Origin of the sequence: Pinisolibacter aquiterrae (assembly GCF_019160155.1) — a bacterium.
Classification (GTDB): domain Bacteria; phylum Pseudomonadota; class Alphaproteobacteria; order Rhizobiales; family Ancalomicrobiaceae; genus Pinisolibacter; species Pinisolibacter aquiterrae.
The window spans coordinates 399539-425378 of record NZ_JAFNIH010000041.1; the positions used below are offsets into that span (position 1 = coordinate 399539).

Here is a 25840-nt window from a genome sequence, read left to right on the forward strand (position 1 = left end):
CTGACTTCGTTGGAGAGCTGCGGTTCGGACGGCGGCGCTCTCGTTCCGCCGCCCCGCTCACGGCGCGGATCTGAGATCCGCTTCGACCTGCCGCCTCATGAGGTCGATCAGGTCCCGATGGGTCTGCCGCCCCGACGAGCCGAGGTCGACGGCGGTGCGATTCATGACGTGGATCGCCGCGTCGAAGGCCTCTCTCGGCCGCCGCAGGCGAATGCACTCCATCAACAGGCGATGACGCTCCAGCGTGTCCCGCAACTCGTCGGCGGTCGCGTTGGTGCGGCGGATGACGAGACGGATCGCCGGGCTCAGGATGTGGGAGAGCTGCGCCCACACGATGTTGTGGGTGGCCCGGTAGATCGCGGCGTGGAAGGCGACGTCGGCGTCGTCGAAGACGTCTTGATCGGCGACCTGACCGTCGAGCGGATCGACCGCCGCCGCCATCGCCTTGTGCGCCTCCTCCATCGCCATGAGGTCGCGCGCGCTCGCACGCTCGGCGGCGATCGCCGAGATGTAGGGCTCGGCCGCGTAGCGGAACTCGAGGATTTCGGTGAGGAAGTCGATGTTCGGATCGGCGTGGTCGACCAGCCACCGCGTCACCTGGGGGTCGAGCATGTTCCAGTCGCAATATTCCGCGACCACCGTGCCCTGACCGGCGAAGCGGCGGACGATGCCGAGCGCCACCAGGATCTGCAGGCCCGCCCGGATCGAGGCACGGCTGACGCCGAAGGTCTCGGTCAACTCGACCTCCTTCGGCAGGAAGTCGCCCGGCTTGACGCGTCCGGAAAAGAGGTCCGCGGCCAGGCGTTCGGCCACCTGGGCTCCGAGATCTCGACCACCGACCAGGATGGGGTCTTCGCGCGACATCGTCGCTCCCTCTTCTCTTTGTCGGCGATCAGGAGTATTCCATGTCTGACATGAAGACAAGAAGATAATACTTATGCATCGCACAAAGATGATATGCAGCGCAGCATGTCCGATTGTAGAGGCGCGGTTCACGTGTTCTACGCCTTTCGTCGCAGATGACGTCGCCGGCCCGAAAGTCGCCCACCTCGGCGCGCAGGTCGTCGAACCGACCGCCGGGCCTCACTTCACCCGAGAAGGGGTTCTCTCATGACAGCCGAAGTCGTCGACATCGCCGTGATCGGTCTCGGCGTGATGGGCCGCAATCTCGCGCTCCACTTGGCCGACGCCGGTTTCGCCGTCGCCGCCACCGATCCCTTTCCCGAGGTGGTCGTCGTCGCCGCCGAGGAGATGGCCGGCCGGGTCCGTCTCGTCGCCACGCCGCGCGATGCCGCCTCCGGGCCGGATCGGGCGCGCCGCTTCCTGGTGATGATCAAGGCCGGCGATCCGATCGACGCGCTGCTCGCCGATCTCGACGGCGTGCTGCTGTCCGGCGACGTGATCGTCGACGGCGGGAATTCCCATTGGCAGGACACCGAGCGGCGCGAGCGTCTCTTGGCGCCGCGCGGCATCCGCTTCGTCGGGCTCGGCGTCTCCGGCGGCCGCGAGGGCGCCCGCCACGGCGCCTCGCTGATGGCCGGCGGCGATCGCGACGCCCTCGCCGAGATCGCGCCCCTGCTCGCCGCCCTCGCCGCCCGGGCCCCCGACGGCACCCCCTGCCACGGCCGCTTCGGCGACGGCGGCGCCGGCCATTTCGTCAAGATGGCGCACAACGGCATCGAATACGCGCAGATGCAGCTCTGGGCCGAGGCCGCCGTCGCCCTGCTCGGCCCCGCCGGCCTCGCGCCCGCCCGCGCCGCCGAGGTCGTCGCCGCTTGGGCGCAGGGCCCGGCCGCCTCTTATCTCCTCGACGCCACGGCGGTGGTCCTGCGCGCCGAGGATCTCGACACCGGCCGTCCCCTGGTCGAGATCGTCGCCGATCGCGCCGCCCACAAGGGCACCGGCAAATGGACGGTCGAGGCGGCGGCCGAATTCGGCGTCGCCGTGCCCTCGATCGCCGCCGCCTATTTCGCGCGCATCCTCTCCGCCGAGCGCCGGCCCCGCCCCGGTCTCGCCCGTCCGCCCGCCGCCGAGGCCGACCCGGAGACGATCGTCGCCGATCTCGCCGCCGCCCTGCCGCTCGCGATGATCTCGGCCTATCTCCAGGGGCTCGATCTGATCGTCGCGGCGGCGCGGGCGCGCGGCTGGGACACCGATCCGGCGGCGGTGGTGCGGGTCTGGCGCGCCGGCTGCATCATCCGCGCCGACATGCTGACGCCGCTCGCCGAGGCCGTCGCCGGCCGCGACGACGTCTGGGACGCGCTCGAGAGCCCCTTCGGCCGCGAAGCGGTCGAAACCGGAGCGCCGGCGCTGCGCCGGCTCGTCGCGACGCTCGCCGGCGCCGGCGTCCCGATCCCCGGTTTCGCCTCCGTCCTCGCCCATCTCGACGGCCTCGGCGCGGCGCGCCTCGGCGCCTCGGTGATCCAGGGCCAACGCGACCTCTTCGGCGATCACTCCTTCGAACGGGTCGATCGGCCCGGCGCCTTCCACCACGACTGGGCACGGGAGACGGCGCGATGACGGACAAGGTCGGCTCGATCGTCGTCGTGATGGGCATCAGCGGATCGGGCAAGTCGACGGTCGGCCGTCGCCTCGCCGAACGCCTCGGCGCCCTCTTCGTCGAAGGCGACGATCATCACCCGCCCGCCAACCGCGCCAAGATGGCGGCCGGACACCCGCTCGACGACGCCGATCGCGCCCCGTGGCTCGCCCGCCTCGTCGAGATCGTGGCGTCGGCGGCCGGGGAGGGGCGCGACGTCGTCCTCGCCTGCTCCGCCCTGCGCCGCCGCTATCGCGACCGCCTGCGCGAGGCCGGTCCCACCGTCCGCTTCGTCCACCTGACCGGCGCCGATGCCCTGGTGCGGCGGCGTATGGGCGCGCGCGCCGATCACTTCATGCCGCCCGCCCTGATCGACAGCCAGATCGCCGCGCTGGAGCCGCCCGATCATGAGCCCGACGTGCTCGAGGTCGACGTCGCCGAGCCGCCCGAGCGTCTCGTCGAGCGGATCGTCGCCGGTCTCGCCACTCTGCCGGCGCCGACGGAGGGGTGAGTAGCACGGACCCACGCGACCGCGCCGGCCCGGGACGAGAGCCCGCGTCCGCGGTTTTCGTTTGCTCCCGCGACGAAAGAAAAATATCGGTGCGGAGGATGGCTCTGGTCCGGGCCGCGCCGCACCGGCCTCGGACGGGCGGTGCCGGGACCGTCGGGAGAGACGCATGGAGACGATCTATGATCTCGCCGTGATCGGCGGCGGCATCAACGGATGCGGCATCGCCCGCGACGCGGCCGGGCGCGGGCTCTCGGTCCATCTCTGCGAGATGAACGATCTGGCGAGCGGCACCTCCTCGTGGTCGACCAAACTGGTCCACGGCGGCTTGCGGTATCTCGAATATTACGAGTTCCGCCTCGTCCACGAGGCGCTGGTCGAGCGCGAGGTGCTGTGGCGCGCCGCGCCCCATCTGATCGAGCCGCTGCGCTTCGTCCTGCCCCACCACGCGGGTCTGCGTCCGGCGTGGTTCCTGCGTCTCGGTCTCTTCGTCTACGACCATCTCGGCGGGCGGAAGCTCTTGCCCGGCACCCGCACCCTCGATCTCACCCGCGACCCGGCCGGCGCTCCGCTGAAGCCGGGGCTCTTCCGGCGCGGTTTCGAATATTCCGACTGCCGCGTCGACGACGCCCGTCTGGTCGTGCTGACCGCCCTCGACGCGGCCGAGCGCGGCGCGGTGATCGAGACCCGCACCCGCGCCGTCGCCGCGACCGGCTCCGCCGAGGGCTGGACGGTGACGCTCGAGGACCGCGACGGCGCCCGCCGTACGATTCGCGCCCGCGCCCTGGTCAATGCCGCCGGCCCCTGGGTCGAGCGGATCCTGACCGAGGTCGTCCCCGGCCGCAGCCGGGCGCGCGTCCGCCTCGTCCAGGGCTCGCACGTGGTGGTGCGCCGGCTCTACGACCACGATCGCTGCTATCTCTTCCAGAACGGCGACGGCCGCATCGTCTTCGCCATTCCCTACGAACGCGACTTCACCCTGATCGGCACCACCGACCAGGACTTCCACGGCGATCCGGGCGAAGTGCGGGCGAGCGAGGCGGAGATCGATTATCTCTGCCGGGCGGCGAGCGACTATTTCGCCCGGCCGATCGGCCGTGACGACGTCGTCTGGAGCTTCTCCGGCGTCCGCCCGCTCTATGACGACGGCGCGAGCGAGGCCAAGGCGGCGAGCCGCGACTATGTCTTCGAACTCGACGAGAGCGTCGCCGGCGCGCCGCTCCTGTCGATCTTCGGCGGCAAGATCACCACTTATCGCCGCCTCGCCGAGGCGGCCTTGCGTAAATTGGCGACCCATCTCCCCGCCGCCGGTCCCGCCTGGACCGCGACGGCGCCGCTGCCGGGCGGTGATTTCCCCGTCGACGGGCGCGAGCGCCTCGCCGCCGACCTCCTCGCCCGCCATCCCTTCCTCGACGCCGAGACCGCCGCGCGTCTCGTGCGCGCCTACGGCACCCGCGCCGAGGCGATCCTCGGATCGGTGACGCACCGCGAGGATCTCGGCCGTGACTTCGGCGCCGGCCTCAGCGAGGCCGAGGTGCGCCACATGATGAGCCGGGAATGGGCGGTCGAGGCCGACGACGTCCTGTGGCGCCGCTCCAAGCTCGGCCTGCGTCTTTCGCCCGATCGTGTGGCGGAGCTCGCCGCCTTCATGGCGGCGGCGCGGCGCTAGTCCGCGCGCCCGGCGTCGGGGACCACGACCTCGGTCGGATCGGTGCGATCGGCGTCGGCCGCGCGCAGCCGCGCCGCGACCGCGTCGGCGATGCCGGGCCAGGTCTTCTTCAGATAGAAGCTGCCGGGAATGAGCGCGGTGCGCAGCGTGTGCTCGACGAAGCGATCGGCCACCTCGCGGTCGACCGCCGGCGGGTCGCGCCAGAATCGATCGAGATCCTCGATGCCGGCCGGCGGCCGCGACAGCCCCTCGATGTGATAGAGCGCCTTGCCGAAGGCGATGGTCGGGATCGCGTTGCGCAGCGAGGCGAGACCGGCGGTGCTGTTGATCGTCACCACGCCCCGGGCCTGACGCACGATCGGCAGCAGCGGCCCCGATTGGAGATAGACGACCCGCGAGGTCAGGCCGTCCAACTCGATCAGCCGGCGCAGCGTCTTGCGATGGTGGTTGTGGCCGATGTCGAAGGGGTGGGCCTTGATGAGGAGCCGCGCGTCGGCCGGCGCCGCCCGGTGGAACGAGTCGAGCACCGCCTCGAGGAAAGTCCCCGACGTCCACCCGCGTCCATGACGGCGCAGTTGCAGATCGTCGTGGACCTGCAGCGCCACCACGAAGAACGGCGAATGTTCGCCCGCCAGGATCCTCTCGACGAGGCGTTCGTCCTCGCGCAGGGCGAAGCGACGACGAAAATAGGCGCGGAACCAGTAGCGGAACTCGGCGCGCAGCGACCGCTCTCGATGGTGTTCGTAGCCGGGGAAGAGATGACGGGTCGAGCGATGGGCGATGAAGTAGAAGCAGGCCCGGAGCCCCATCGCGAAGGTCTGCCCGGTCAGATGCGGCGCCGGCGCCGGCGGCGTCCCGGCGCGGGCCGAATCGAAGGTCGCCGGCAGGGTCGAATTGGCGTTGTTGCCGTCGGGCTCGAAGGTGACGTGGTCCGGGCGGATGTAGCCCTCCTCGAAGCACCACACTCGAATGCCGCGCGCCGCCGCCGCCGCCTTGGCGACGCGGTGGATCGGCCGTTCGTCGCCGAAGAGGACGACGAAATCGGGCCGCCATTCGCCGAGGAGGCGCTCGAAATAGGCCTGATAGTCCCCGTCGCGAAACCGCGCGACCTCGTAGCGCCCGCCGAGGGAATAGAAGATGTCGCCGCCGTTGAAGACGAGCCGGCGCACCTCGAATCCATGCCCCGAGAGCGCCGTCCGCAGATGGGCGAAGAAGCCGCCGACCGGGCCCTGCAGCAGCAGGACTCTTCGCCTGGGTGGGATCGTCATCGTGACTGGCCGCCGATTCTGGTGCGCATTCCGTATTTCGTCATTGTCTCTCGGGCATGCTGTCTGTTCCATGAACGAACCCGCCCGAAACGGGCGGACCGACGGCGTTCCGCTGCGACCGAGGACGCGAAACGCCACCCGAGGTCGTGAGACGGTTCGATTTAACCGAAGACGGCGGCGCGCGCCATGTTTCGAGATCCGCCCATCGTCGATCCGGCGACGGACGCCCGCGATCGATGCGCCGCGCCGGTTCGCGCCTCCCTCGGCCGGCTCGGCCCGCTCACCCCGCGCTCGACGCGCCGCCGGCCAGTTCGATGATCTCGTTCGTGATCTCTTCCTGCCGGAGGCGCCGGGACCGCGAGACGAGATCCTCGAGCGTCGCCGCCACGTTGGTCTTGGCGGCGATCATCGCCCGCATGCGCGCCTCGTTCTCGGCGGCGAAGGACAGGGTGATCGCCTCGCACACCTCGGCGAAGACGTATTCCTGGGCGAGACGGGCGAGGAGGACAGGCGCGGGCAGGGTGAGGAGCGGCTCGCCGCTCGCCACCGTCGCCGGGAAACGCGCGAAGTCGAAGGGCACCAGCCGCTTCTCGACGACGTGGAGCGAGGCACCGGCGTTCGGCACCGCATGGATCACCGTGACGTCGCTCACCCGGCCGGCGCGAAGCCGCTCGTAGAGGGCTTCGACGATCCGGTCGGCGAGCGCCACCGCCTGATCGACGTGGCCGATCATCGGCGCCGACCAGGCGACCTCGAGACCCCGCTGTTCCGCGACCATCAGGCCGCGATCGCCGAGCACGAACAGTTCCGATCGCGCCCGCGGCATCGCCGCGACCGCCGCGTCGAGGACGCGCTCGTTGAAGACCCCGGCGAAGCCCTGTTCGGCGCAGAGCGCGACCACCACGTGGCCGCCGGGCGGCCGTCCGTCGGCGCCCGGGCGGTCGGGCGCGGGCAGATGCACCAGCGCGCGGCCTATGGCGCGGGCGATGATCGCGGCATGGGCGCGGATGCCCTCGAGCCGGCCGCGCGCCTCGCGCGACCGCGCGGCGGCGATGCCGCGCATCGCGGTGATCACCACCGAGAGCTGACGCACCGTGCCGATTCGCGCCTCGACGTCGCTCGCCCGCTCGCTCATGGCGGCCCCTCGGCCGTCGGCGCCGCCGCCACCGCAGCGGCGATCGCCCGCACCCGATCGACGAGGCGGGCGCGATCCTCCTCCGCGCTCGCGCCCTCCGGCGCCGCCTGGACGGTGGCGCGGAGCCGGTCGCGCACGGTGGCGACGAGGCCGGGCGGATGGGCGTCGAAGACCCCCTCGGCGAGCGCCGCCAGCAGCGCCACCTGATCCTCCGGACGCAGACCGGCGAAGCGCGGCTGATCGAGCAGGGCACGGATGCGCTCGCCCCGGGTGATCTGCGACTTGACCCGCGCGTCGGTGAGACCGCCGAAACGGGTGAACATCTCGAGCTCGAGGAACTGGGCGTAATCGAGCCGGATCCGCCCGGCGACGTCGCGCAAGGCCGGCCGTTGCGCCTTGCCGCCGACCCGGCTGACGCTGAGGCCGACGTCGATCGCCGGCCGCCGGTTCGCCGCGAAGAGACGCGCGTCGAGCACGATCTGACCGTCGGTGATCGAGATCAGATTGGTCGGAATATAGGCGGAGAGATTGCCGGCGTCGGTCTCGGCGATCGGCAGCGCCGTCAGCGAGCCGCCGCCGAGGGCGGGGGAGAGCTTGGCGGCGCGCTCCAGCATGCGGGCGTGGACGTAGAAGACGTCGCCGGGATAGGCCTCGCGGCCCGGCGGCTCGCGCGTCAGGAGCGCCAGCTCGCGGTGGGTCGCGGCGTGTTTGGTGAGGTCGTCGACGACGATCAGGGCATGGCCGCCGCGATCGCGGAAATATTCGGCGATGGTGAAGCCGGCGAAGGGCGCGATCCATTGCAGGCCCGGCGCCGCCGCCGCCGAGGCCACCACGAAGATGCACCGTTCGATCGCGCCGTGCTCGCGCACCTGCTCGATCACCCGCTCCACCGCCGTCGCCCGCTGGCCGACCGCGACATAGACCGAGACCACGTCCGAGCACTTCTGATTGACGATGGCGTCGACGCCGATCGCGGTCTTGCCGGTTGCCCGATCGCCGATGATCAGCTCCCGCTGGCCGCGCCCGAGCGCGAAGAGCGCGTCGAGGGCGAGGATGCCGGTGTCGAGCGGCGAGGAGACGAGATCGCGGTCGATGATCGCCGGCGCCGCCCGTTCGATCGGATGGCGCGCCTCCGCGACGATCGGCGGTCCGCCGTCGAGCGGCCGGCCGAGCGGATCGACGACACGCCCGAGAAGCCCCGAACCGACCGGCACCCGCACCACCTCGCCGGTTCCGGTCACCCGCCCGCCCGCCTCGACGGCGGTGGCGTCGTCGAGGAGGACGGCGCAGACGTCGTCGGCGTCGAGCGTCAACGCGAAGCCGGCGCCGCCGCCCTCGAAGGCGAGCAACTCGTCGAGACGAACGTCGGGCAGGCCCGAGACATGGGCGATGCCGTCGGCGATCGCGGTGATCCGCCCGATCGATTCCGCCGTCGCGGTGACTTCGGTCCCGGCCAGTCGTTCGCGGCTCGTCTTCAGCCAGGCGGCGGTCCGGCCGTCGAGTGAGGTGTCGGGCGCGGTCTCGGGCGTGGTCATGGACCTGGTCATGGGCGCGTCAACTCCTCGGCGATGCGATCGAGGTCGGCGCGGAAACTGTTGCGCACCGAGGCGTGCGGCGCCTCCAGTTCGAGGCCGGCGACGAGAGCGGGCTCGACCACGACCGTGATCGCCACGTCACGGCCGAGCACGCGGGCGAGCCCGGCGCGCAGGGCCTCGCTCTCCGCCGCGCCGAGGACGCGCGGCGTCTTCAGCCGGAGCGGGACCCCCTCGGCGCCGAGGGAGGCGCGGGTCGTCTCCGGCAGCGCCGCGACCGCCCGGAGGAGGCCGTCGAGGAAGCCGGAGACACGGACGTCCTCGGGCAGGCGGGCGAGCAGCTTGGCGGCGATGTCGACGGCGAGCCGGCTGGCGCGATCGGCGGCGACCCGCTGGGCGCTCCGCTCGAGCCCGGCGACGTCGGCTTCCGCCGCGGCGCGCAGACGCTCGCCCTCCGCCCGCGCGGCGGCGAGGAGCGCCGCCTTTTCCCGATCGACTTCGGCCGCCACGGCGGCGTGCGCCGCGTCGCGGTCTCGCGCCCGCCGTTCGACCTCGGCGCGCGCCTCGGCGCGATCGGCCTCGGCCGCCGCCTTCTCCGCCTCGGCCCGATCGAGCAGGGCGCGCGCCTCGGCCCGCCGCGCCTCGACGATGTCGGCGATCGGCCGGAACAGGAAACGGCTCAGGATGAAGACGAGAACGAGGACGTTGATCGCCTGCAGCGCCAAGGTCCACCAGTCGATCCGCATGACCTCCGCCTCACTTCACGAAAGGATTGGCGAAGAGCACCAGCAGCGCGATCACCAGACAGTAGATCGCCATCGTCTCGATCATGGCGAGGCCGACGAAGAGCGTCCGCGACACGGTGCCGGCGGCCTCCGGTTGACGGGCGATGGCGTCCATCGCGGCGGCGACGGCGCGCCCTTCCGCGAGCGCCGGCCCGATCGACCCGACCGAGACGGCGAGCGCCGCCGCCAGGATGCTGACGATCTCGATGATGTTCATGGTGTCTTCCCTTCCGAGGAGGTCGGTTCGGATCGTGGCGGCGGGCGCTCGCCGACGGCGGCGCCGATGAAGACGGTGGCGAGCACCGCGAAGATGTAGGCCTGGACCGCGCCGGTCAGGAGATCGAGCGCCATCAGCGGGATCGGCACCAGCAGTCCCGCCAGCGACAGGACGATGCCGATCACGAAGACGCCGCTCATGACGTTGCCGAAGAGGCGCACGATCAGCGAGAAGGTCCGCGTCACCTGTTCGACGAGGTTGAGCGGGATCATCACCCAGGTCGGTTCGGCGAAGGTCGCGAGATAGCCGCCGAGCCCCCGCGTGGCGATGCCGAAGGCGACCGTCGCGCCGAGCACGATGAAGGCGAGCGCCGCGTCGGTCTCGAGACGGGCGGTCGGCGGCTCGACCCCGGGCACCAGCGACGACCAGTTCGCGACGAGCACATAGAGGAAGATCGTCCCGATCAGGGCGCGGAAGCGGGCCGGGTCGGTCTGCATCGTGCCGCGGATCTGGTCGTCGATGGTGACGACCACGATCTCGAGCAGGCTCTGGAACGCCGACGGCCGCGTCGAAAGACGTCGGGTGGCGAGGAAGGCGCCGACGCCGAGGACGGCGAGGATCACCCAGGTGACCACGACGGGGGCCGCGATCGGCACCGGGCCGAGCATGAAGGCGGGTTCGAGCGTCAGCGGCGAGGCGTTCACGGCATCCTCCCGAAGCGGCGAAGCGCGAGCGTGCGCGCCGCCAGAAGCGCCAGCGCCCCGCCGAGGAGCGGCGCGGCGCCGAGCCGCGACAGGCCGTAGAAGACGGCGGCGACCACGGCGAAACGCAGGATCTGCACGATCGCCGCCCGCACCAGATCGCCCCCGGCCCAGGCGTGGGCGTTCCACCACAGCGAGCCGAAATAGGCGAGGCCGAGGCAGAAACCAACGGCGGCGCCGATCGCCCCGCCGAGCGCCGGGCTCGCCCGGACGGCGTCGAGGAGCGAGGAGGTGGTGGCGAGGTCGGTCATGGGCGATGCATCCATTTCCAGGCCGACCACATCCCGAAGGCCGCGCCGATCATGATCAGGGGGGCGGAGAAGAAGACCCCCGTGGCGAAGGTCCGATCGAGCCAGCGGCCGACGGCGACGCCGATCAGCGTCGGCACGACGATCGTCCAGCCGAGAATGCCGATCTGCCCCAGGCGGGTGCCGAGCGAGGGTTCCGGCGTCTCGATCCCCTCGCGGCGGCGCTCGGCGGCGCGGCGGGCGGCTTCCGCCAGACGGTCCTCCGGGTCGTTCGCGCGCGGGGCGGTCATCGCGTCGCCTCCTGTCCGAACAGCGCCTCGGCGGTGGTCGTCGGGCCGGTTCCGAGCAGGCGGATCAGCTGGCGCACGGCCTGCGCATGGAGTCGGGTCTGCTCGACCCGGTGGCGTCGGTCGGCGTCGGTCTCGCTCGCCCGCAGGTTCGCGACCCGCGCCTCGAGCGTCGCCAGATCGTCGCCGAGCGACCCCTCGCGGCAGGCGATCGACACGAGGCGCCCCTCGGCGACGGTCATCACGCCGCCGCGCAGGGCGCAGTAGTGCTCGACGTCGTCGTCGCCGCGCCAGCGCACCACCGAGGCCGGCAGCACCGTGAGGAGATCGGCATGGCCGGCGAGAATGCCGAAACCGCCGCTCTCGTCCTCGGCGCGGACCGAGCGGACGGCGGCGTCGTCGACCAGCACCGCCGCCGGCGTGGTGATGGTGAGATGGAGCGGTGGTCTCATCGCTTCGCTCCCGTCGTCGCGGGCGCGGCGGCGGCGTCCGCCTGCCGGGCCGCCATCTCCTTGGCGCGGGCCTCCTCCAGCGTTCCGACCATGTAGAGCGAGCTTTCGCGCCAGTCGTCGCAACCGCCGTCGAGAATGGTGCGGCAGCCGGCGATCGTGTCGGCGATCGAGACCGAGCGTCCGGGCACGCCGGTGAAGGCGTCGGTGACGGCGAAGGGCTGGGTCAGGAAGCGCTGGAGGCGGCGCGCGCGCTCGGCGATCCGTCGGTCCTCGGCGCCGAGTTCCTCCATGCCGAGCAGCGAGATCACGTCCTGAAGCTCGCGATAATGCTCGATGGCGCGGCGCACGTCGGCGGCGACCCGGGCATGCTCCTCGCCCACCACCAGCGGATCGAGCAGGATCGAGGACGAGGCGATCGGATCGACCGCCGGATACATCCCCTCCGCCGCCATGGAGCGCGACAGCACCACCATGCTGTCGACATGGGCGGCGATCGTCGTCACCGCCGGGTCGGTGAAGTCGTCGGCCGGCACGTAGACCGCCTCGATCGCCGTGACCGAGGCATCGCCCACCGAGGCGATCCGCTCCTGCAGCGCCGCCACCTCGCTGGCGAGCGTCGGCTGATAGCCGACCCGCGACGGCATCCGACCGAGCAGGCCCGAGACCTCCGCTCCCGCCTGGACGAAACGGAACACGTTGTCCATCAGGAGGAGCACGTCGCGATGGGCCTCGTCGCGGAAATATTCGGCGATGGTCAGCGCCGTCAGCGGCACCCGCCAGCGCGCGCCGGGCGGCTCGTTCATCTGGCCATAGACCAGGACGGTGTGCTCGAGCACGCCCGAATTCGTCATGTCGAGCAGCATCTCGTGGCCCTCGCGCGAGCGCTCCCCGACCCCGGCGAAGACCGAGAGACCCGCGTAGCTCTCCGCCATCGCGTGGATCAGTTCCATCACCAGCACGGTCTTGCCGACGCCGGCCCCGCCGAACATCGCCGCCTTGCCGCCCTGGGCGAGCGGGGTGAGGAGATCGAGCACCTTGATGCCGGTCGCGAAGAGGTCGGAGGCGCCGCGCTGCGCCGAGAGCGACGGCGGCGGCGCGTGGATCGGCCGGAGCGGCGCATCGGCGAGAAGCGGCGCGCCGCCGTCGCCGACGCGTCCGCCGACGTCGAGGAGCCGGCCCAGCACCGCGTCGCCGACCGGCACCCGGATCGGACCGCCCACCCGCTCGACCCGGTCGCCACGCCGGAAGCCGGTGGTGGTCGCCATGGCGATCGCCCGGACCGTGGTGGCGTCGCGATGGGCCTGGACCTCGACCACGACCGAACCGCCGTCGCCGTCACGGACGATCAGGGCGTCGTCGATCGGCGGCAGGTCGCCTCCGGAAAAGGCGATGTCGATCACCGCGCCGCGGATCGCGACGACCCGGCCGTCCGTCTCGGCCCGTCCGGTCTCCGCGGCCGGGTCGGTCGCCGTGATCGCGGCGGCGTCTGCGTCGTGGAGGTCCATCTGCGCGTGTCCCTCGGTGATCCCTCGGGCGCGGGGCCCGATGGCCGCTGCGGCGACGGAGCGGAGCCGAGGCCCCGCCGTCTCGAACCGTCGGCGCCTCGTATCGACACCCCGAATGAAGCACCGGCATGGCGGCGATTCAAGGGAGGGACGCGACGGGTGCGCGCCCAGGTACCGCTCCGCGCCCACCGGAGACGTCGGAAAGGCGTGCCGGGACGGGCCGATCCCGGGCGAAATCCGGGGCGAGGGACGGCGTGGGTGGCGATCGCTGCGACCGGCGATCCACAGACGTGCTTTTTTGCCTCGATCGGAGGCAATTGCCTCGATTCCACCTCAAACGAGGACGATTGCACGGTTCTTTCCCGCCGATCGTGATCTTCCAGGCGCACCGATGACGTCCCCTGCTCCCCGTCTCGCCCTTCTCCTTCCGTTTCTGGCGCTCGGCCAGATCACCGGGTGGGGCACCACCTATTACCTGCCGTCCGTGCTCGGGCCGTCCCTGACGCGCGACCTCGGCTTCGGCTCGACCGAGACCTATCTCGGCGTGACGATCATGGTGGCGATCGGGGGGCTCGCCTCGCCCATCGCCGGGCGCTCCTTCGACCGTCTCGGCGCGGCGCGTTTCCTGCCGATCGCGCCGCTGGCGATCGGGCTCGGTCACCTGCTCTTCGCCGGCCTGCCGTCGGTCGCGACCTGGTATGCCGCCTGGGCGCTGTTCGGCCTCGCCATGGCCTTCGGCCTGACGCTCGCGGTCAATACCTTCCTGACCCGGGTGGTCGGACGCGGCGTCCGCGAGCGCATCGGCATCCTGGCGCTGCTGGTCGGCTTCGCCCCGACGCTCTTCTGGCCGCTGACGGCGATGCTCGAGGCCGCGCTCGGATGGCGCGGCGCGGTGGCGCTCTACGGCGCGATCGAACTCGGCCTCGTCCTGCCGCTGCAGCTGTGGATCGCCGCGCGCTGGTCGGACGCGGTCGTGGTGTCGGAGCCGGTCGAGGCGGCCGCGCGGGCGGAGGCCTCGCCGCCGCCGCTGACGGCGCGTGCGCGCACCACCGCGATCGTCGCCATGGTCGTGGCCTTCACCGTGCAGGGCTTCGCCTCCTGGGGCCTGCCGCTCCACATCATCACGCTGTTCGAGGACTTCGGCCTCGCTCACGACGCCGCCGTCCGGGTCGCCGCCGCCAGCGGCGCCGCGGCGATCGCCGCGCGGACGATCGAGATCGTCGTCGGCCAGCGGATCCACCCGATCACCACCACCGGCCTCTGCATCGCCGTCCTCGCGCCGATGCTGGCCCTGCTCGGCTCGCCGCTCGATCCGGCCACCAGCGCCTGGATCTTCATCCTGGTGTGGAGCGGTGCCAACGGCATCCTCGCCATCCTTCGGGTGACGCTGCCGCTCCACCTCTTCGGCGCCGCCGCCTACGGCACGCTGATGGGCAAGATGAGCCTGCCGCAGAATCTCGTCTTCGCCGCCGCGCCGACGATCTTCGCCACCGTGATCGAGCGCGGTGGTCCCCAGGCGGCGCTGTGGCTGGCGATCGCCGCCTCGCTGATCGCGCTCGTCGCCGCCGCGGTCCTCGCCCGCATCGCCCGCGCTCCGGAACGGGCGGCGCGTGGCGCCGCCGCCGCCCTGGCGGTCGCCGCCGTCCCGACCCGCGACTGACGCCGCGCCGAGATCGACGAAGAACGCGGGGCCGGGGATCGGACGATCCCCCGGACCCGAGGCCGCGTCAGGTCTTCTGACGGCCCGAGGTGGTCGTCCAGATCACCCGGGCGTCGTCCTCCTCGGCCGGGTTCCAGTAGCGGTGCGGCATCAGGCTGGAGAAGCGGAAGGAATCGCCCGGCGCCAGTTCCCAGACGTCGCCGCCGACCTCGAGCACGATGCGCCCGGCCAGCACCAGACCGCATTCCTCCCCGGTATGCGACATCACCTCGTCGCCCGAGCGCCCGCCCGGCGCGATCACCATCTCGTAGGAATTGAGCAGGCCCTCGCCGTTCTTGTCGGTGAGGCCCTCCTTGTGGATCCCCGTCGCCGGCAGATCGAGCCGGCTGCGCTCGGATTGCCGCACCACGATGCGCCGCCCGTCGCTCGACGGCCCCGGCCCGTCGGCGAACAGCGTCGTCAACTCGATGCCGTAGACCTCCGCGAGCGCGACCATCGTGCGCAGCGAGGGCGACGACAGTCCGCGCTCGATCTGGCTGAGATAGCCGACCGAACAGCCGATGCGCCGCCCGAGCTCGGTCAGGGACAGGCCGCGCAGCTTGCGTGCCGCACGCAACCGCCTGCACAACGCCTCTTCCGACGGCACCGTTTCCTCGGCCGCGAGGTCTGTTTTCGTGCGAAGTGCCTTTTTCATGGTCATGAAAATTTCTTGCCCAGGTGGTCGCTTTCATATATATGAAAATACGGTCCCGACACAACAGATCACCGAAATCCCGTCCCACCCGAGGAGTTGACCATGATCAAGCGTGCGTCCCTGATTTCGTGCCTCGCTCTCGTTCTGGGAATGGCGTCGACGCCGTTCGCGGCCGCCGCCACCCTCAAGGTCGGCTCGACCCCGACCGGCGTTCCCTTCACCTTCCTCGACACCAAGACCAACACCATTCAGGGCGTCATGGTCGACGTGATGGCCGAGGTGGCGAAGGATGCCGGCGACACCGTTCAGATCGAGCCGCTGTCCTTCTCGGCGCTGATCCCCTCGCTGACCTCCTCGAAGATCGACGTGATCTCGGCGGCGATGTTCGCCACGGCGGCCCGCAAGGAGGTCATCGACTTCACCGACACGGTCTACGGCTACGGCGAAGCGCTCGTCGTCGGCTCCTCCGACACCAAGGACTACAAGAGCTTCGACGATCTGAAGGGCGCGACCATCGGCGTCCAGGTCGGCACCGCCTTCGTGGAGCCGCTGAAGAAGTCGGGCGCCTTCGCCGAGGTGAAGATCTACGACTCGATCCAGGACATCATGCGCGACGTCGGCGCGGGCCGCATCAAGGCCGGTTTCGCCGACTATCCGATCGTCGCCTATCAGATCGCCCAGGGCAATTTCCCCGGCGTCCGCATCGCCCCCGCCTACACCCCGGTGGTCAAGGGCGAGATCGGCATCGGCCTGCGCAAGGGCGAGGCGGCGACGCTCGCCAAGTTCAACGCCTCGATCGCCAAGATGAAGGCCGACGGCCGTCTCGCCGCGATCCTGAAGAAGTGGGGCCTCTGATCGACGCCGCCGTCGCGCCGGGCCTCGCCCCGGTGTGACGGCCGGCCCTTCGGGTCGCGGGTCGTTCGAGGTCGGCCGCCTGTCGCGGTCTTCACGGCAACGAGGATCGAGCCTTGCAGAAATTCTTTCAAGACGCGGTGGAGTTCACACCGATCCTGCTCGAGGGCGCCTGGGCGACGATCCTCGTCACGCTCGGATCGCTGGTCCTCTCGACCTTGCTCGGCCTGATCTGGGCCCTGATGCGGATCTCCGGCAACCGCTGGCTCGATCGCGTCGCGATCGTGTTCATCAACTTCATCCGCGGCGTGCCGATCATCGTCCAGTTGTTCTACATCTACTTCGTGATGCCCGACTTCGGGGTGTCGCTGACGGCGATGCAGGCGGCGATCATCGGTCTCGGCATCGCCTATTCGGCCTATCAGGCGGAGAACTTCCGCGCCGGCATCGAGGCGATCGACCATGGTCAGGTCGAGGCCGCCCAATCGATCGGCATGGGCTGGTTCCTGACCATGCGCCGGGTGATCCTGCCGCAGGCCTTCCGCATCGTGCTGCCGCCCTACGGCAACACCATGATCATGATGCTGAAGGATTCCTCGCAGGCCTCCACCATCACGGTCGCGGAGCTGGCGCTGCAGGGCAAGCTCATCGCCGCCTCGACCTTCAAGAACACCACCGTCTTCACGCTGGTCGCCGTCTTCTATCTGGTGATGTGCATCCCGCTCATCCTGCTGGTGGCGCGCCTCGAGAAGGCCAATTCCGGGGGGCGGCGATGATCGAGCTGCGCGACGTCCACAAGAGCTACGGACCGCTCGAGGTCATCAAGGGCATCGACGCCACCGTGAACAAGGGCGAGGTGGTCTGCCTGATCGGCCCCTCCGGCTCCGGCAAGTCGACCATCCTGCGCTGCATCAACGGGTTGGAGTCCTATCAGAAGGGCACGATCGAGTTCGACGGAATCCGGGTCGATCGCGACCATCGCTCGATCGTCGAGGTGCGCACCCACGTCTCGATGGTGTTCCAGCGCTTCAATCTGTTCCCGCATCGGACCGTTCTCGAGAACGTCATCGAGGGTCCGGTCTGGGTGAAGAAGGAGCCGCGCGCCGAGGCCCGCGATCGCGGTCTGGCGCTGCTCGAGCGGGTCGGCCTCGCCGAGAAGGCCTCGGCCCATCCCGGCCAGTTGTCCGGCGGCCAGCAGCAGCGCGTCGCCATCGCTCGGGCGCTCGCCATGCAGCCCAAGGCGATCCTCTTCGACGAGCCGACCTCCGCGCTCGATCCCGAGCTGGTCGGCGAGGTGCTCGCGGTCATGCGCGGCCTCGCCGAGGAACACATGACCATGATGGTCGTCACCCACGAGATCGCCTTCGCCCGCGACGTCGCCGATCGCGTCCTCTTCCTCGACGGTGGCCGCATCGTCGAGGAGGGCCGCGCCGACGAGGTGCTGGTCCGCCCCCAGAACGTCCGCACACAGGATTTCCTGCGCCGCGTGATCGATCACGTCTGATCGGCGCTCGCGCCGATCGTTCCTTTGTCCGCGAGGTCCCTGCGCATGTCCGCTCCCCTGTTTCCGCTCGATCCGTCGCTCTGGCACGCCACCGCCCGTCCGGCGCCCGTCTACGCCCCGCTCGACGGTGACGCCGTCGCCGACGTGGCGATCGTCGGCGCCGGTTTCGCCGGCTCCACGGCCGCGCTCGAACTGGCGACCGCCGGTGTCCGCGTGATCCTGCTCGAGGCGCGCGAACCGGGCTGGGGCGGGTCGGGCCGCAACGGCGGTCAGGTCATCCCCGGGCTCAAATACGATCCCGACGAGATGGAGGCGAAATACGGCGCCGAGGCCGGTCGCGCGCTCGTCGCCTTCGCCGGGTCCACCGCCGACGCCGTCTTCGATCGCATCGCCCGGCTCGACCTCGCGGTGCCGCATGCCCGCAAGGGCTGGATCCAGGGCGCCCACGACGCCGCCTCGGTCGCCACCGTCGAACGCCGCTGCGCGCAGTGGCAGAAGCGCGGCGTCGTCGGCGCGCGCGTGCTCGATCGGGCCGCCGCCGCCGCCGAGATCGGCAGCGACACCTATTTCGGCGGCTGGTTCGATCCGCGCGGCGGCGCCGTGCAGCCCCTCGACTACGTCCGCGAACTGGCCCGCGCGGCGGCCGCCGCCGGCGCGACCGTGCACGGCTCGACCCCGGTCACCGACGTCGTCCGCCAGGGCGACGCCTGGCGCGTCGTCACCGCGAGCGGCGCCACGGTCCGCGCGAACAAGGTGCTGATCTGCACCAACGCCTATACCGGCTCGCTGTTGCCGCCGGCCGGGCGCACCGTGGTGACGCCGAACTCCTATCAGGTGGCGACCGAGCCGCTGCCGGCCGACGTCGCCGCGACGATCCTGAAGGGCGGCCGCGTCTCCTCCGACACCCGCCGCCTCCTCGCCTATTTCCGTCTCGATCACACCGGCCGTCTCTTGATGGGCGGGCGCGGCCCCTCGCGTCAGCCGACCTCGGCGGCCGATTGGGCCCATCTCGAGCGCGCCGCGCGGCGGATGTTCCCGCAGATCGGCGACGCGCGGATCGACTACCGTTGGTGCGGTCACGTCTCGGTGACGACGGATCATCTGCCGCACATCCACGAGCCCGAGCCGGGCTTGGTGGTCAACATCGGCTGTCAGGGGCGCGGCGTCGGCCTGGAGACGGCGATGGGCGCGGCGCTGGCGCGCTACGTGACGACCGGCGACGCGCGCGTCCTGCCGTTCCCGATCCTGCCGATGCGGCCGATCCCCTTCCACTTCCTGCAGGAGTTCTACGTCGCCGCCGCCGTGCAGTGGTATCGCTTCCTCGACCGCGTCGCCGCCTGACGCCGACACTTCCGCCGCATCCGACGATCGATCGCGCCGCTCTCCGCCCGGGGAGCGGCGCGATCGCTTTTGCGCGCCGCCGCACTGGGCCGGCCCCCGTCGTGATGCCGAGGTTCGCCGGAGCGGGCACCTCCGAGGCGCGTCCGGCCGTGCCCGCTTCGCCCTCTGATCGTGCCCGACACTGCGAAACTTCGGCCATGACGCGAAAAGAGGCTGGCCGCACAAACTTGCACCTTGATTGGTGTGCTCTTGGTATACCAAGATTATGCCATGAACGAACCGACCGCTCTCGCCCCCGCCTCGTCCCCGTCCGCCGCTCCCGTGGATGCCGACGCCGCGCTCAATCTCGCTCGCGGCGCCTTCGACGCGCTGCGCCGGATGATCCTGAAGGGTGAGCTCGCCGGCGGCGTCTCGCTCAACGAACGCAATCTCGCCGACCGGCTCGGCCTGTCGCGGACCCCGGTGCGCGAGGCGCTCGGCCGCCTGATCGGCGAGGGCTACGTGGCGCGCGAGGGGCGGCGGCTGATCGTCGCCTCGGTCCGGGTCGAGGACATCATGGAGATCCTGACGGTGCGCCGCGCCGTCGAGGGCGAGGCCGCCGAGATCGCCGCCGGGCGTTGCGATCCCGTCCTCGTCGAGCGGGTGCGGGAGGCCGTCCTCGGCATGATCTCGCCCGCCGAGGTGACGCCCGAGCGTCATTGGTCGGTCGACGATCTCGTCCATCTGACCATCGCCGAGACGACCGGCAATCGCCTGTTGGTCCGTCTCGTCACCGATCTGCGCGAACGGACCCGCATGTTCGGCCTCGCCCGCATTCCGCGTCGCTTCGATCCCGGCAAGGCCGAGCACTTGGCGATCCTCGACGCGATCCGCGACGGCGACGGCCCGGCCGCGCGCGCCGCCATGTGTCTCCACATCGACAACGCCCGCAAGGGCATTCTCGACACGCTCGCGGGCGTCTCGCCCGACCGTCTCGCCTGAGAGGACCCCCCGATGCCGCGTCTGCTCTATCTCGTCAACGGATCCCGCCGGGAGACGGCCTCGCGCCTGCCCGACATGTTCCGCGAGGCCGGCCTCGAGGTCGATCTCCTGTGGGCCTTTGCCGGCGAGTTCCCCGAGGACCTCGGCGTCTACGACGGCATCTTCCTCTCCGGCAGCGCCCACGGCGCCTATGAGGACGTGCCCTTCATCCATCGCGAGCACGATCTCATCCGCGAGGCGGCGGACCGCGACATTCCGATGCTCGGCATCTGTTTCGGCCATCAGATCCTCGCTTCGGCGCTGTGCGATCGCGATCAGGTGTTCCGCCGGTCCTTCTGCGAGGTCGGCTACAAATGGCTGCCGACGACGGACGCCGCCCGCCTCGACCCGCTCGCCTGCGAGCTCGGCGACGCCGTCCGCATGTTCGTCTGGCACAACGACGAGGTCCGCGCCGACCATCCCGACATGGTGGTGCTGGCCGCGTCCGACCTCTGCCCCAACCACGTCTGGCGTCACCGCCGCCATCGCGCCTGGGGCATCCAGGGCCATCCGGAGGTGACCCGCGACGAGGCCGTCGTCTGGTTCGAACAGAGCCGGGCCCGCCTCGAGCTGGATGGCGCGGTGATCGCCGACCTCCAGGCCACGGCCGACGATGCCCTGCCGGCCAAGACCATGCTCGCCCGTTTCGCCCGGCTGGTCGCCGGCGCGACGGTCGCGCCCTGAGCCGCCGCCGGCCTCGGACCCGTCCGATCGCCGCCGGCCGACGACGATGCTCACCGGCGTCAGCGCCGGTGGAGCGAGGGTGCCTCTCGGCGGACGCGCCGGCGGCGACCGACAGAAACGACCGACCAGACGACGCCGACCGGCCTGCCGCCGGCCGAGCCATCCCCTGTTTCATTCCGATCTGAAGGAAAGGGTCGATCCCATGAAGTCGAGAGCGTTCCTCGCCGCGGTCCTCGCCGCGGCACTCGCCGTGCCGACCGTCGCCCGTGCCGCCGACGAGATGGTCTTCGCCAGCTGGGGCGGCGCCTATCAGGACGCCATCCGCAAGGCCTGGCTCGAGCCCTTCGCCAAGGCGACCGGCGCCAAGGTCGACGAGGACACCGGCCCCGAGACCGCCAAGATCAAGGCCATGGTCGAGACCAAGTCGGTTTCCTGGGACATCGTCACCGCCGGCGGCGGCGGCCTGATGCGCGGCGTCGCCCAGGGCCTCTTCGAGCCGATCACCGCCGACATGGTGAAGCAGGACGACGTGATCGAGGGCGCCCGCAACCCCTATGGCGTGCCCTCGGAGATCTTCTCCACCCTGATCGGCTTCTCCACCAAGGCCTTCCCGGCCGGCGGCCCGCAGCCCAAGACCTTCGCCGACTTCTTCGACGTGAAGGCCTTCCCCGGCAAGCGCACGCTCCCCGACAAGCCCGAGACGGTGCTCGAGGCGGCGCTGCTCGCCGACGGCGTCCCCGCCGTCGAGGTCTATGCGACGCTCTCCACCGAGGCCGGCATGAAGCGGGCGCTCGACAAGATCGCCGCCCTGAAGCCCTCCGTCGCGGTGTGGTGGTCGAGCGGCGCCCAGCCGGTCCAGGCGCTCGGCGCCGGCGACGTGGTGATGGCGCTCGGCTGGAACGGTCGCTTTCAGGCGGGCATGGATTCCAACCTGCCGATCGCCATGTCCTGGGCTCAGCAGATCCCGCAGGTCGGCTATTTCATGATCCCCAAGGGCGCGCCCAACAAGGCGACCGCCGTGAAGTTCCTGAACTTCATCCTGAAGCCCGAGATCAACGCCGAACTGTCGCGTCACGTCGCCTACGGCCCCGCCACCAAGGGCGCCTGGGCCCACATCGACGCCGCCCGCGCCGAGCGTCTGCCCTCCACCCCGGAGCGTCTGAAGAACGCCCTCTTCCTCGACATCGAATGGTGGGCGAAGAACGGCGCCAAGGCGACCGAGGCCTATACCGCCATGATCAAGGGCTGAGACGCATGACCATCTTCGAACCCTGGTTCGCGCGCGAGGAGTACCTCGCGCGCGTCGAGAAGATCCGGGCGCGGCTCGCCGAGGAGAAGCTCGACGCGCTCCTCGCCTTCCTGCCCGAGACCGTCACCTGGTCGACCGGCTTCTTCACGCGCGGCTATTCCTCGTTCCAGTTCGCGATCATCCCGCTCGCGGGCGATCCGGTCGTGATCTGCCGCGACGTCGAGGAGTATTATCTCGACGCCACCTGCGTCTTTCCCGGCCGCGTCCTCTGGACCGACAGCGACGATCGCGATGCGGTCGGCGCGAAGGCGATCCGCGCCGCCCTCGGCCCGAAGGCCCGGGTCGGCATCGAACTCAGGGCCTGGCCGCTCAGCGCCGGCCGCTTCGCCGCTCTGCGCGAGGCGCTGCCGGAGACGACCTTCGTCGACGTGTCGGCGACGACGTCGCGGCTTCGCTTCGTCAAGTCGCCGGCCGAGATCGCTTGGCAGAGGCTCGCCGCGAAGGCGGCCGAGGCCGGTATGGCGGCGGGCATCGCCGCCGCGATCGAGGGCGCGAGCGAACGCGACATGGCGGCCGACGTCTGCGCCGCGATGATCCGCGCCGGCTCCGATCTGCCCGGCCCCGGCGTCCTCTCCTCCGGCGAGCGCGCCTACCATCTCCACGGCGGCTACGCCGACCGGATCCTGGAGCGCGGCGACGTCGTCCAGCTCGAGGTCACCCCCAACGTCCGCCACTATCACGCCCGCTTCATGCGGCCGATGAAGGTGGGGGTCGCCACCGACGAGGACCTGAAGGCGGTCGAGACGCTGATCGCCGTCCAGGATCGGGCGATCGCCGCCGTCGGTCCGGGTGTGGCCGCGACGGTGCCCGACGCGATCTATCGCGACGGCGTGCTCGGTGCGGGTCTGCGCGAGACTTACACCAACAAGACCTTCTATTCGGTCGGGCTGCTGCTCCAACCCAACGGCGGCGAGCCGCTGGAGGCGGAGCCGACCGCGACCTGGGTCTTCGAGCCGGGCATGACCTTCCACACCTACGTGCTCGCTCGTGGCTTCGGCATGTCCGAGACCATCGCGATCACCGAGACCGGCATCGAGCGGCTGACGAACTTCCCGCGTCGGCTGTTCGTGACCTGACGCGGTCGGCCGGAGGCCTCCCGCCTCCGGTCGCCCCGCCCCTTCCGGTGATGCCGGATCCCGTAGACGAGGAAACGAGATTGACGATCCCCGACGGCTTCCCCCTCTCGGCCGCGCGCCTCCTGCGCCGCCATGCCGGCTGGCTCGGCATCGCGCCGCTGGCGGCGTTGCTGGTGATCGCCTTCGCCGTGCCGGTCGTCTCGCTCCTGCGCCTCTCCTTCGGTGAGGCCGGCTTCACGCTCGAGCATTTCGTCCGCATCGCCACGGTCCCGCTCTATCGCTCGGTGCTCCTCACCACCTTGACCATCTCGGTCCTGACGACGCTCCTCTGCGTGGTGATGAGCTATCCGGTCGCCTATCTCATGGCGACCGTCGGCCCGCGCATGCGCGCCGCGCTGATCGTCGTGGTGTTGCTGCCGTTCTGGACCAGCTCCCTCGTCCGCACGACCGCCTGGATCGTCATCCTTCAGGGCAACGGCATCCTCAACCGCCTATTGATGGGCATCGGCCTGACCAGCGAGCCGGTCGCCTTCGTCTACAATCTCTCCGGCGTGCTGATCGGCATGACCCATGTGCTCATGCCCTTCGTCGTGCTGCCGCTCTATGCGGCGCTGCGCGGGCTCGATCTCTCCACCGTCCAGGCGGCGGAGGGGCTCGGCGCCCGGCCGGCGACGGTGTTCTTCCGCATCGTCGTGCCGCTGACCGCGCCCGGCGCCGTCGCCGGCGCCACCATCGTCTTCATGAACGCCCTCGGCTTCTACATCACCCCGGCGCTGATGGGCGGCCCGGCCCAGACGATGATCTCGCAGATGATCGCCGACAACGTCGGCCGCCAACTCGACTGGGGCTTCGCCGCCGCCCTCTCCACGGTGCTGCTCGGGGCGACGCTGGTCCTCTTCGTGCTGTTCCAGCGGGTCTTCGGGCTCGACCGACTCTTCGCCGGCGGGGGTGGCACCAAGTCGGGCGAGCCCTTCCGGCTGACCTCGCGCGGCCGCACCGCCGGCGGTCTCTTCGGCGCCGTCATGGGGTTCGCCGTCGCCGTCTTCCTGATCGCGCCGATCCTGGTGGTCTTCCCGATGAGCCTCGGCTCCTCGCCCTTCCTCGCCTTCCCGCCGACCGATCTCTCGTTCAAATGGTACGTGAGCTTCTTCGAGAATTCGAAATGGGTCGGCGCGCTCGTCCGCTCGCTCGAGGTGGCGGCGGTGACGGTGGCCGGCGCGGTGGTGCTCGGCACGGCGGCGGCGATCGGCCTCGACCGGATCGGACCGCGCTGGCGGCGGGTGCTCGAGACCGTCTTCGTCCTGCCGATGATCGCTCCGGTGATCATCCTCGCCGTCGGCCTCTATTATCTCTTCGCCCCCGTCGGCCTCGTCGCCTCGATCTGGGGGCTCGCGATCGGCCACACGGTCCTCGCCGCGCCCTATGTCTTCATCACCGTGCGGGCGGCGCTGAAGACCTTCGACCCGAACCTCGAACTCGCCGCCATCGGCCTCGGCGCGCCCTGGGGCACCATGGCCCGGCGCATCCTGGTGCCGGTGATCCTGCCCGGCATTCTCGCCGGCGCGGTCTTCGCCTTCATCACCTCCTTCGACGATGTGATCCTGGCGCTGTTCCTCACCAACATCCGCACCCGCACCCTCCCGAAGCTGATGTACGAGGGCGTCGCCCACGAGATCGACCCGACGATCATCGCCGCCGCCGGTCTCATCATCCTGGTCACCGTCCTCGTCCTCGCCCTCGATCTCGTCCTCACGAGGAAACGCTCATGAGCCCGCTGCCCCTCGGCAAGCCGGTCGCGGTCCGCGGCCTGCGCAAGATCTACGGCGGGGTCGTCGCCGCCCTCGACGGGATCGATCTCGACATCGCCCCCGGCTCCTTCTGCACGCTGCTCGGCGCCTCCGGCTCCGGCAAGACGACGCTGCTCAAGGCGCTCGCCGGTTTCGAGACCGCCGACGCCGGCGAGATCCGCGTCGACGGTCGCGACATCGGCCCGGTGCCGGTCGCCAAGCGCAACATCGGCATGGTCTTCCAGAACTACGCCCTGTTCCCGCATCTGACGGTCCACCGCAACGTCGCCTTCGGCCTCGAGATGCGCCGCGTCGGCCGCGCCGAAATCGCCGCGCGGGTCGAGGCGGCGCTCGCCCTCGTCGGCCTCGACGCCCACGGCGGCCGCCTGCCGCGCGAACTCTCCGGCGGCCAGCAGCAGCGCGTCGCCCTCGCCCGCGCGCTGGTGATCGAGCCGGACATCCTGCTGATGGACGAACCCCTCGGCGCCCTCGACAAGAACCTGCGCCAGTCGATCCAGATTCAACTCCGCGCGCTCCATCGCCGCATCGGCGCCACCACCGTCTACGTCACCCACGATCAGGAGGAGGCGCTGTTCCTCTCCGACACGATCGCGCTGATGGACCGGGGACGCATCGTCCAGGTCGGCGCGCCGGAGGATCTCTGGTTTCGCCCGGCGAACCGTTTCGTCGCGAGCTTCCTCGGCGAGTGCAACTTCCTGCCGGCGCCGTCGGGCCCGGGCGAGATCGGGCTGAGGCCGGAGAAGACCCTCGTCGGCGTCCGCGCCGAGGCGGCGGAAATTCGCCTCGACGGGGTGCTCGGCGCGGCGGTCTTCACCGGGACCGGCTATCGTGTCACCGCGACCGTCGCCGGTCGCGAACTGACCGCGCTCACCGGAAACGACGACCCGGTCGCGCGTCTCGCGCCGGGCAGTGCCGTCACCGTCGGCTATCATCCGACCAATGCCATGAGTTTCGCCGACACCGATCGGTGAACACCGCTGGAGGAA

26 protein-coding genes are annotated in these 25840 nt (G+C 70.7%); 14 read left to right on the top strand and 12 right to left on the bottom strand.

The genetic code is table 11. The features are described from left to right. Positions 1-57 precede the first annotated feature (57 nt). Complete coding sequence (locus tag J3S89_RS17355; RefSeq protein ID WP_217929075.1) at positions 58-864, bottom strand: FadR/GntR family transcriptional regulator; 807 nt, start codon at positions 862-864, stop codon at positions 58-60. A 246-nt stretch (positions 865-1110) separates the two neighbouring features. On the opposite strand from J3S89_RS17355, the gene gndA reads away from it, so the two are divergent. The 3 genes from gndA (at position 1111) to glpD (ending at position 4716) form a co-directional block, all read left to right on the top strand. Further along, the gene (gene gndA / locus J3S89_RS17360; protein ID WP_217929076.1) at positions 1111-2520 is read left to right on the top strand and encodes an NADP-dependent phosphogluconate dehydrogenase; all 1410 of its coding nucleotides are present in this window, start codon (positions 1111-1113) and stop codon (positions 2518-2520) included. Then, a complete protein-coding gene (locus tag J3S89_RS17365) occupies positions 2517-3050 on the top strand; it encodes a gluconokinase (RefSeq protein WP_230489170.1) in 534 nt (177 codons plus the stop codon). The genes gndA and J3S89_RS17365 overlap by 4 nt, the downstream gene beginning before the upstream one ends. Before the next feature lie 166 nt (positions 3051-3216). Next, on the top strand, positions 3217-4716 hold the full coding sequence (gene glpD, locus J3S89_RS17370) for a glycerol-3-phosphate dehydrogenase (RefSeq protein ID WP_217929077.1): 1500 nt from the start codon (positions 3217-3219) through the stop codon (positions 4714-4716). On the opposite strand, the gene J3S89_RS17375 is transcribed toward glpD, so the two are convergent. The 10 genes from J3S89_RS17375 to atpD all read right to left on the bottom strand — a co-directional run bounded on the left by J3S89_RS17375 (position 4713) and on the right by atpD (position 12906). Then, positions 4713-5984, bottom strand: coding sequence for a capsular biosynthesis protein (locus J3S89_RS17375; protein ID WP_217929078.1), 1272 nt, complete (start codon positions 5982-5984; stop codon positions 4713-4715). The two genes, glpD and J3S89_RS17375, sit on opposite strands and share 4 nt — an antisense overlap. A gap of 280 nt (positions 5985-6264) precedes the next feature. Further along, positions 6265-7119: a F0F1 ATP synthase subunit gamma gene (locus J3S89_RS17380; protein WP_217929080.1), complete on the bottom strand. Its 855-nt coding sequence runs from the start codon at positions 7117-7119 to the stop codon at positions 6265-6267. Next, complete coding sequence (locus J3S89_RS17385; protein WP_230489169.1) at positions 7116-8666, bottom strand: F0F1 ATP synthase subunit alpha; 1551 nt, start codon at positions 8664-8666, stop codon at positions 7116-7118. The genes J3S89_RS17380 and J3S89_RS17385 overlap by 4 nt, the downstream gene beginning before the upstream one ends. Beyond that, positions 8663-9397, bottom strand: coding sequence for a F0F1 ATP synthase subunit B family protein (locus J3S89_RS17390; RefSeq protein ID WP_217929081.1), 735 nt, complete (start codon positions 9395-9397; stop codon positions 8663-8665). The genes J3S89_RS17385 and J3S89_RS17390 overlap by 4 nt, the downstream gene beginning before the upstream one ends. A 10-nt stretch (positions 9398-9407) precedes the next feature. After that, positions 9408-9653 carry a F0F1 ATP synthase subunit C gene (locus J3S89_RS17395; protein ID WP_217929082.1) on the bottom strand — a complete coding sequence of 82 codons (246 nt, stop codon included), beginning with the start codon at positions 9651-9653 and terminating at the stop codon, positions 9408-9410. Then, positions 9650-10357 carry a F0F1 ATP synthase subunit A gene (locus J3S89_RS17400; protein ID WP_217929083.1) on the bottom strand — a complete coding sequence of 236 codons (708 nt, stop codon included), beginning with the start codon at positions 10355-10357 and terminating at the stop codon, positions 9650-9652. Before J3S89_RS17400 ends, J3S89_RS17395 begins: the two co-directional genes overlap by 4 nt. After that, positions 10354-10665 carry an N-ATPase subunit AtpR gene (locus J3S89_RS17405; protein WP_217929084.1) on the bottom strand — a complete coding sequence of 104 codons (312 nt, stop codon included), beginning with the start codon at positions 10663-10665 and terminating at the stop codon, positions 10354-10356. The genes J3S89_RS17400 and J3S89_RS17405 overlap by 4 nt, the downstream gene beginning before the upstream one ends. After that, entirely contained in the window at positions 10662-10952 is a 291-nt protein-coding gene (locus J3S89_RS17410; RefSeq protein WP_217929085.1) for an AtpZ/AtpI family protein, read from the bottom strand. Before J3S89_RS17410 ends, J3S89_RS17405 begins: the two co-directional genes overlap by 4 nt. After that, complete coding sequence (locus J3S89_RS17415) at positions 10949-11401, bottom strand: F0F1 ATP synthase subunit epsilon (RefSeq protein WP_217929087.1); 453 nt, start codon at positions 11399-11401, stop codon at positions 10949-10951. The genes J3S89_RS17410 and J3S89_RS17415 overlap by 4 nt, the downstream gene beginning before the upstream one ends. Then, positions 11398-12906 carry a F0F1 ATP synthase subunit beta gene (gene atpD / locus J3S89_RS17420; RefSeq protein ID WP_217929089.1) on the bottom strand — a complete coding sequence of 503 codons (1509 nt, stop codon included), beginning with the start codon at positions 12904-12906 and terminating at the stop codon, positions 11398-11400. Before atpD ends, J3S89_RS17415 begins: the two co-directional genes overlap by 4 nt. 391 nt (positions 12907-13297) lie before the next feature. Here atpD and J3S89_RS17425 point away from each other — a divergent pair, with 391 nt between their 5' ends. Further along, positions 13298-14566 carry an MFS transporter gene (locus tag J3S89_RS17425; RefSeq protein WP_217929091.1) on the top strand — a complete coding sequence of 423 codons (1269 nt, stop codon included), beginning with the start codon at positions 13298-13300 and terminating at the stop codon, positions 14564-14566. A gap of 67 nt (positions 14567-14633) precedes the next feature. On the opposite strand, the gene J3S89_RS17430 is transcribed toward J3S89_RS17425, so the two are convergent. Next, positions 14634-15212 carry a helix-turn-helix domain-containing protein gene (locus tag J3S89_RS17430; protein ID WP_217929093.1) on the bottom strand — a complete coding sequence of 193 codons (579 nt, stop codon included), beginning with the start codon at positions 15210-15212 and terminating at the stop codon, positions 14634-14636. A gap of 153 nt (positions 15213-15365) precedes the next feature. Here J3S89_RS17430 and J3S89_RS17435 point away from each other — a divergent pair, with 153 nt between their 5' ends. The 10 genes from J3S89_RS17435 to J3S89_RS17480 all read left to right on the top strand — a co-directional run bounded on the left by J3S89_RS17435 (position 15366) and on the right by J3S89_RS17480 (position 25825). After that, positions 15366-16115, top strand: coding sequence for an ABC transporter substrate-binding protein (locus J3S89_RS17435; protein ID WP_420801338.1), 750 nt, complete (start codon positions 15366-15368; stop codon positions 16113-16115). A gap of 113 nt (positions 16116-16228) precedes the next feature. After that, a complete protein-coding gene (locus J3S89_RS17440; protein ID WP_217929097.1) occupies positions 16229-16888 on the top strand; it encodes an amino acid ABC transporter permease in 660 nt (219 codons plus the stop codon). Then, positions 16885-17616, top strand: a complete 732-nt coding sequence (locus tag J3S89_RS17445) for an amino acid ABC transporter ATP-binding protein (RefSeq protein ID WP_217929099.1) — start codon at positions 16885-16887, stop codon at positions 17614-17616. Before J3S89_RS17440 ends, J3S89_RS17445 begins: the two co-directional genes overlap by 4 nt. 45 nt (positions 17617-17661) lie before the next feature. Then, positions 17662-18957 carry an NAD(P)/FAD-dependent oxidoreductase gene (locus J3S89_RS17450; protein WP_217929100.1) on the top strand — a complete coding sequence of 432 codons (1296 nt, stop codon included), beginning with the start codon at positions 17662-17664 and terminating at the stop codon, positions 18955-18957. Between the two features lie 270 nt (positions 18958-19227). Then, positions 19228-19938, top strand: a complete 711-nt coding sequence (locus J3S89_RS17455) for a GntR family transcriptional regulator (RefSeq protein ID WP_217929101.1) — start codon at positions 19228-19230, stop codon at positions 19936-19938. 12 nt (positions 19939-19950) lie between these two features. Then, the gene (locus tag J3S89_RS17460) at positions 19951-20661 is read left to right on the top strand and encodes a type 1 glutamine amidotransferase (protein ID WP_217929102.1); all 711 of its coding nucleotides are present in this window, start codon (positions 19951-19953) and stop codon (positions 20659-20661) included. 202 nt (positions 20662-20863) lie between these two features. Beyond that, positions 20864-21910 carry an ABC transporter substrate-binding protein gene (locus tag J3S89_RS17465; RefSeq protein ID WP_217929103.1) on the top strand — a complete coding sequence of 349 codons (1047 nt, stop codon included), beginning with the start codon at positions 20864-20866 and terminating at the stop codon, positions 21908-21910. A gap of 5 nt (positions 21911-21915) precedes the next feature. Continuing rightward, positions 21916-23046, top strand: coding sequence for a M24 family metallopeptidase (locus J3S89_RS17470; protein WP_217929104.1), 1131 nt, complete (start codon positions 21916-21918; stop codon positions 23044-23046). 80 nt (positions 23047-23126) lie between these two features. Next, a complete protein-coding gene (locus tag J3S89_RS17475) occupies positions 23127-24815 on the top strand; it encodes an ABC transporter permease subunit (RefSeq protein WP_217929105.1) in 1689 nt (562 codons plus the stop codon). After that, a complete protein-coding gene (locus tag J3S89_RS17480; protein WP_217929106.1) occupies positions 24812-25825 on the top strand; it encodes an ABC transporter ATP-binding protein in 1014 nt (337 codons plus the stop codon). The genes J3S89_RS17475 and J3S89_RS17480 overlap by 4 nt, the downstream gene beginning before the upstream one ends. The last annotated feature ends 15 nt before the right edge of the window (positions 25826-25840 follow it).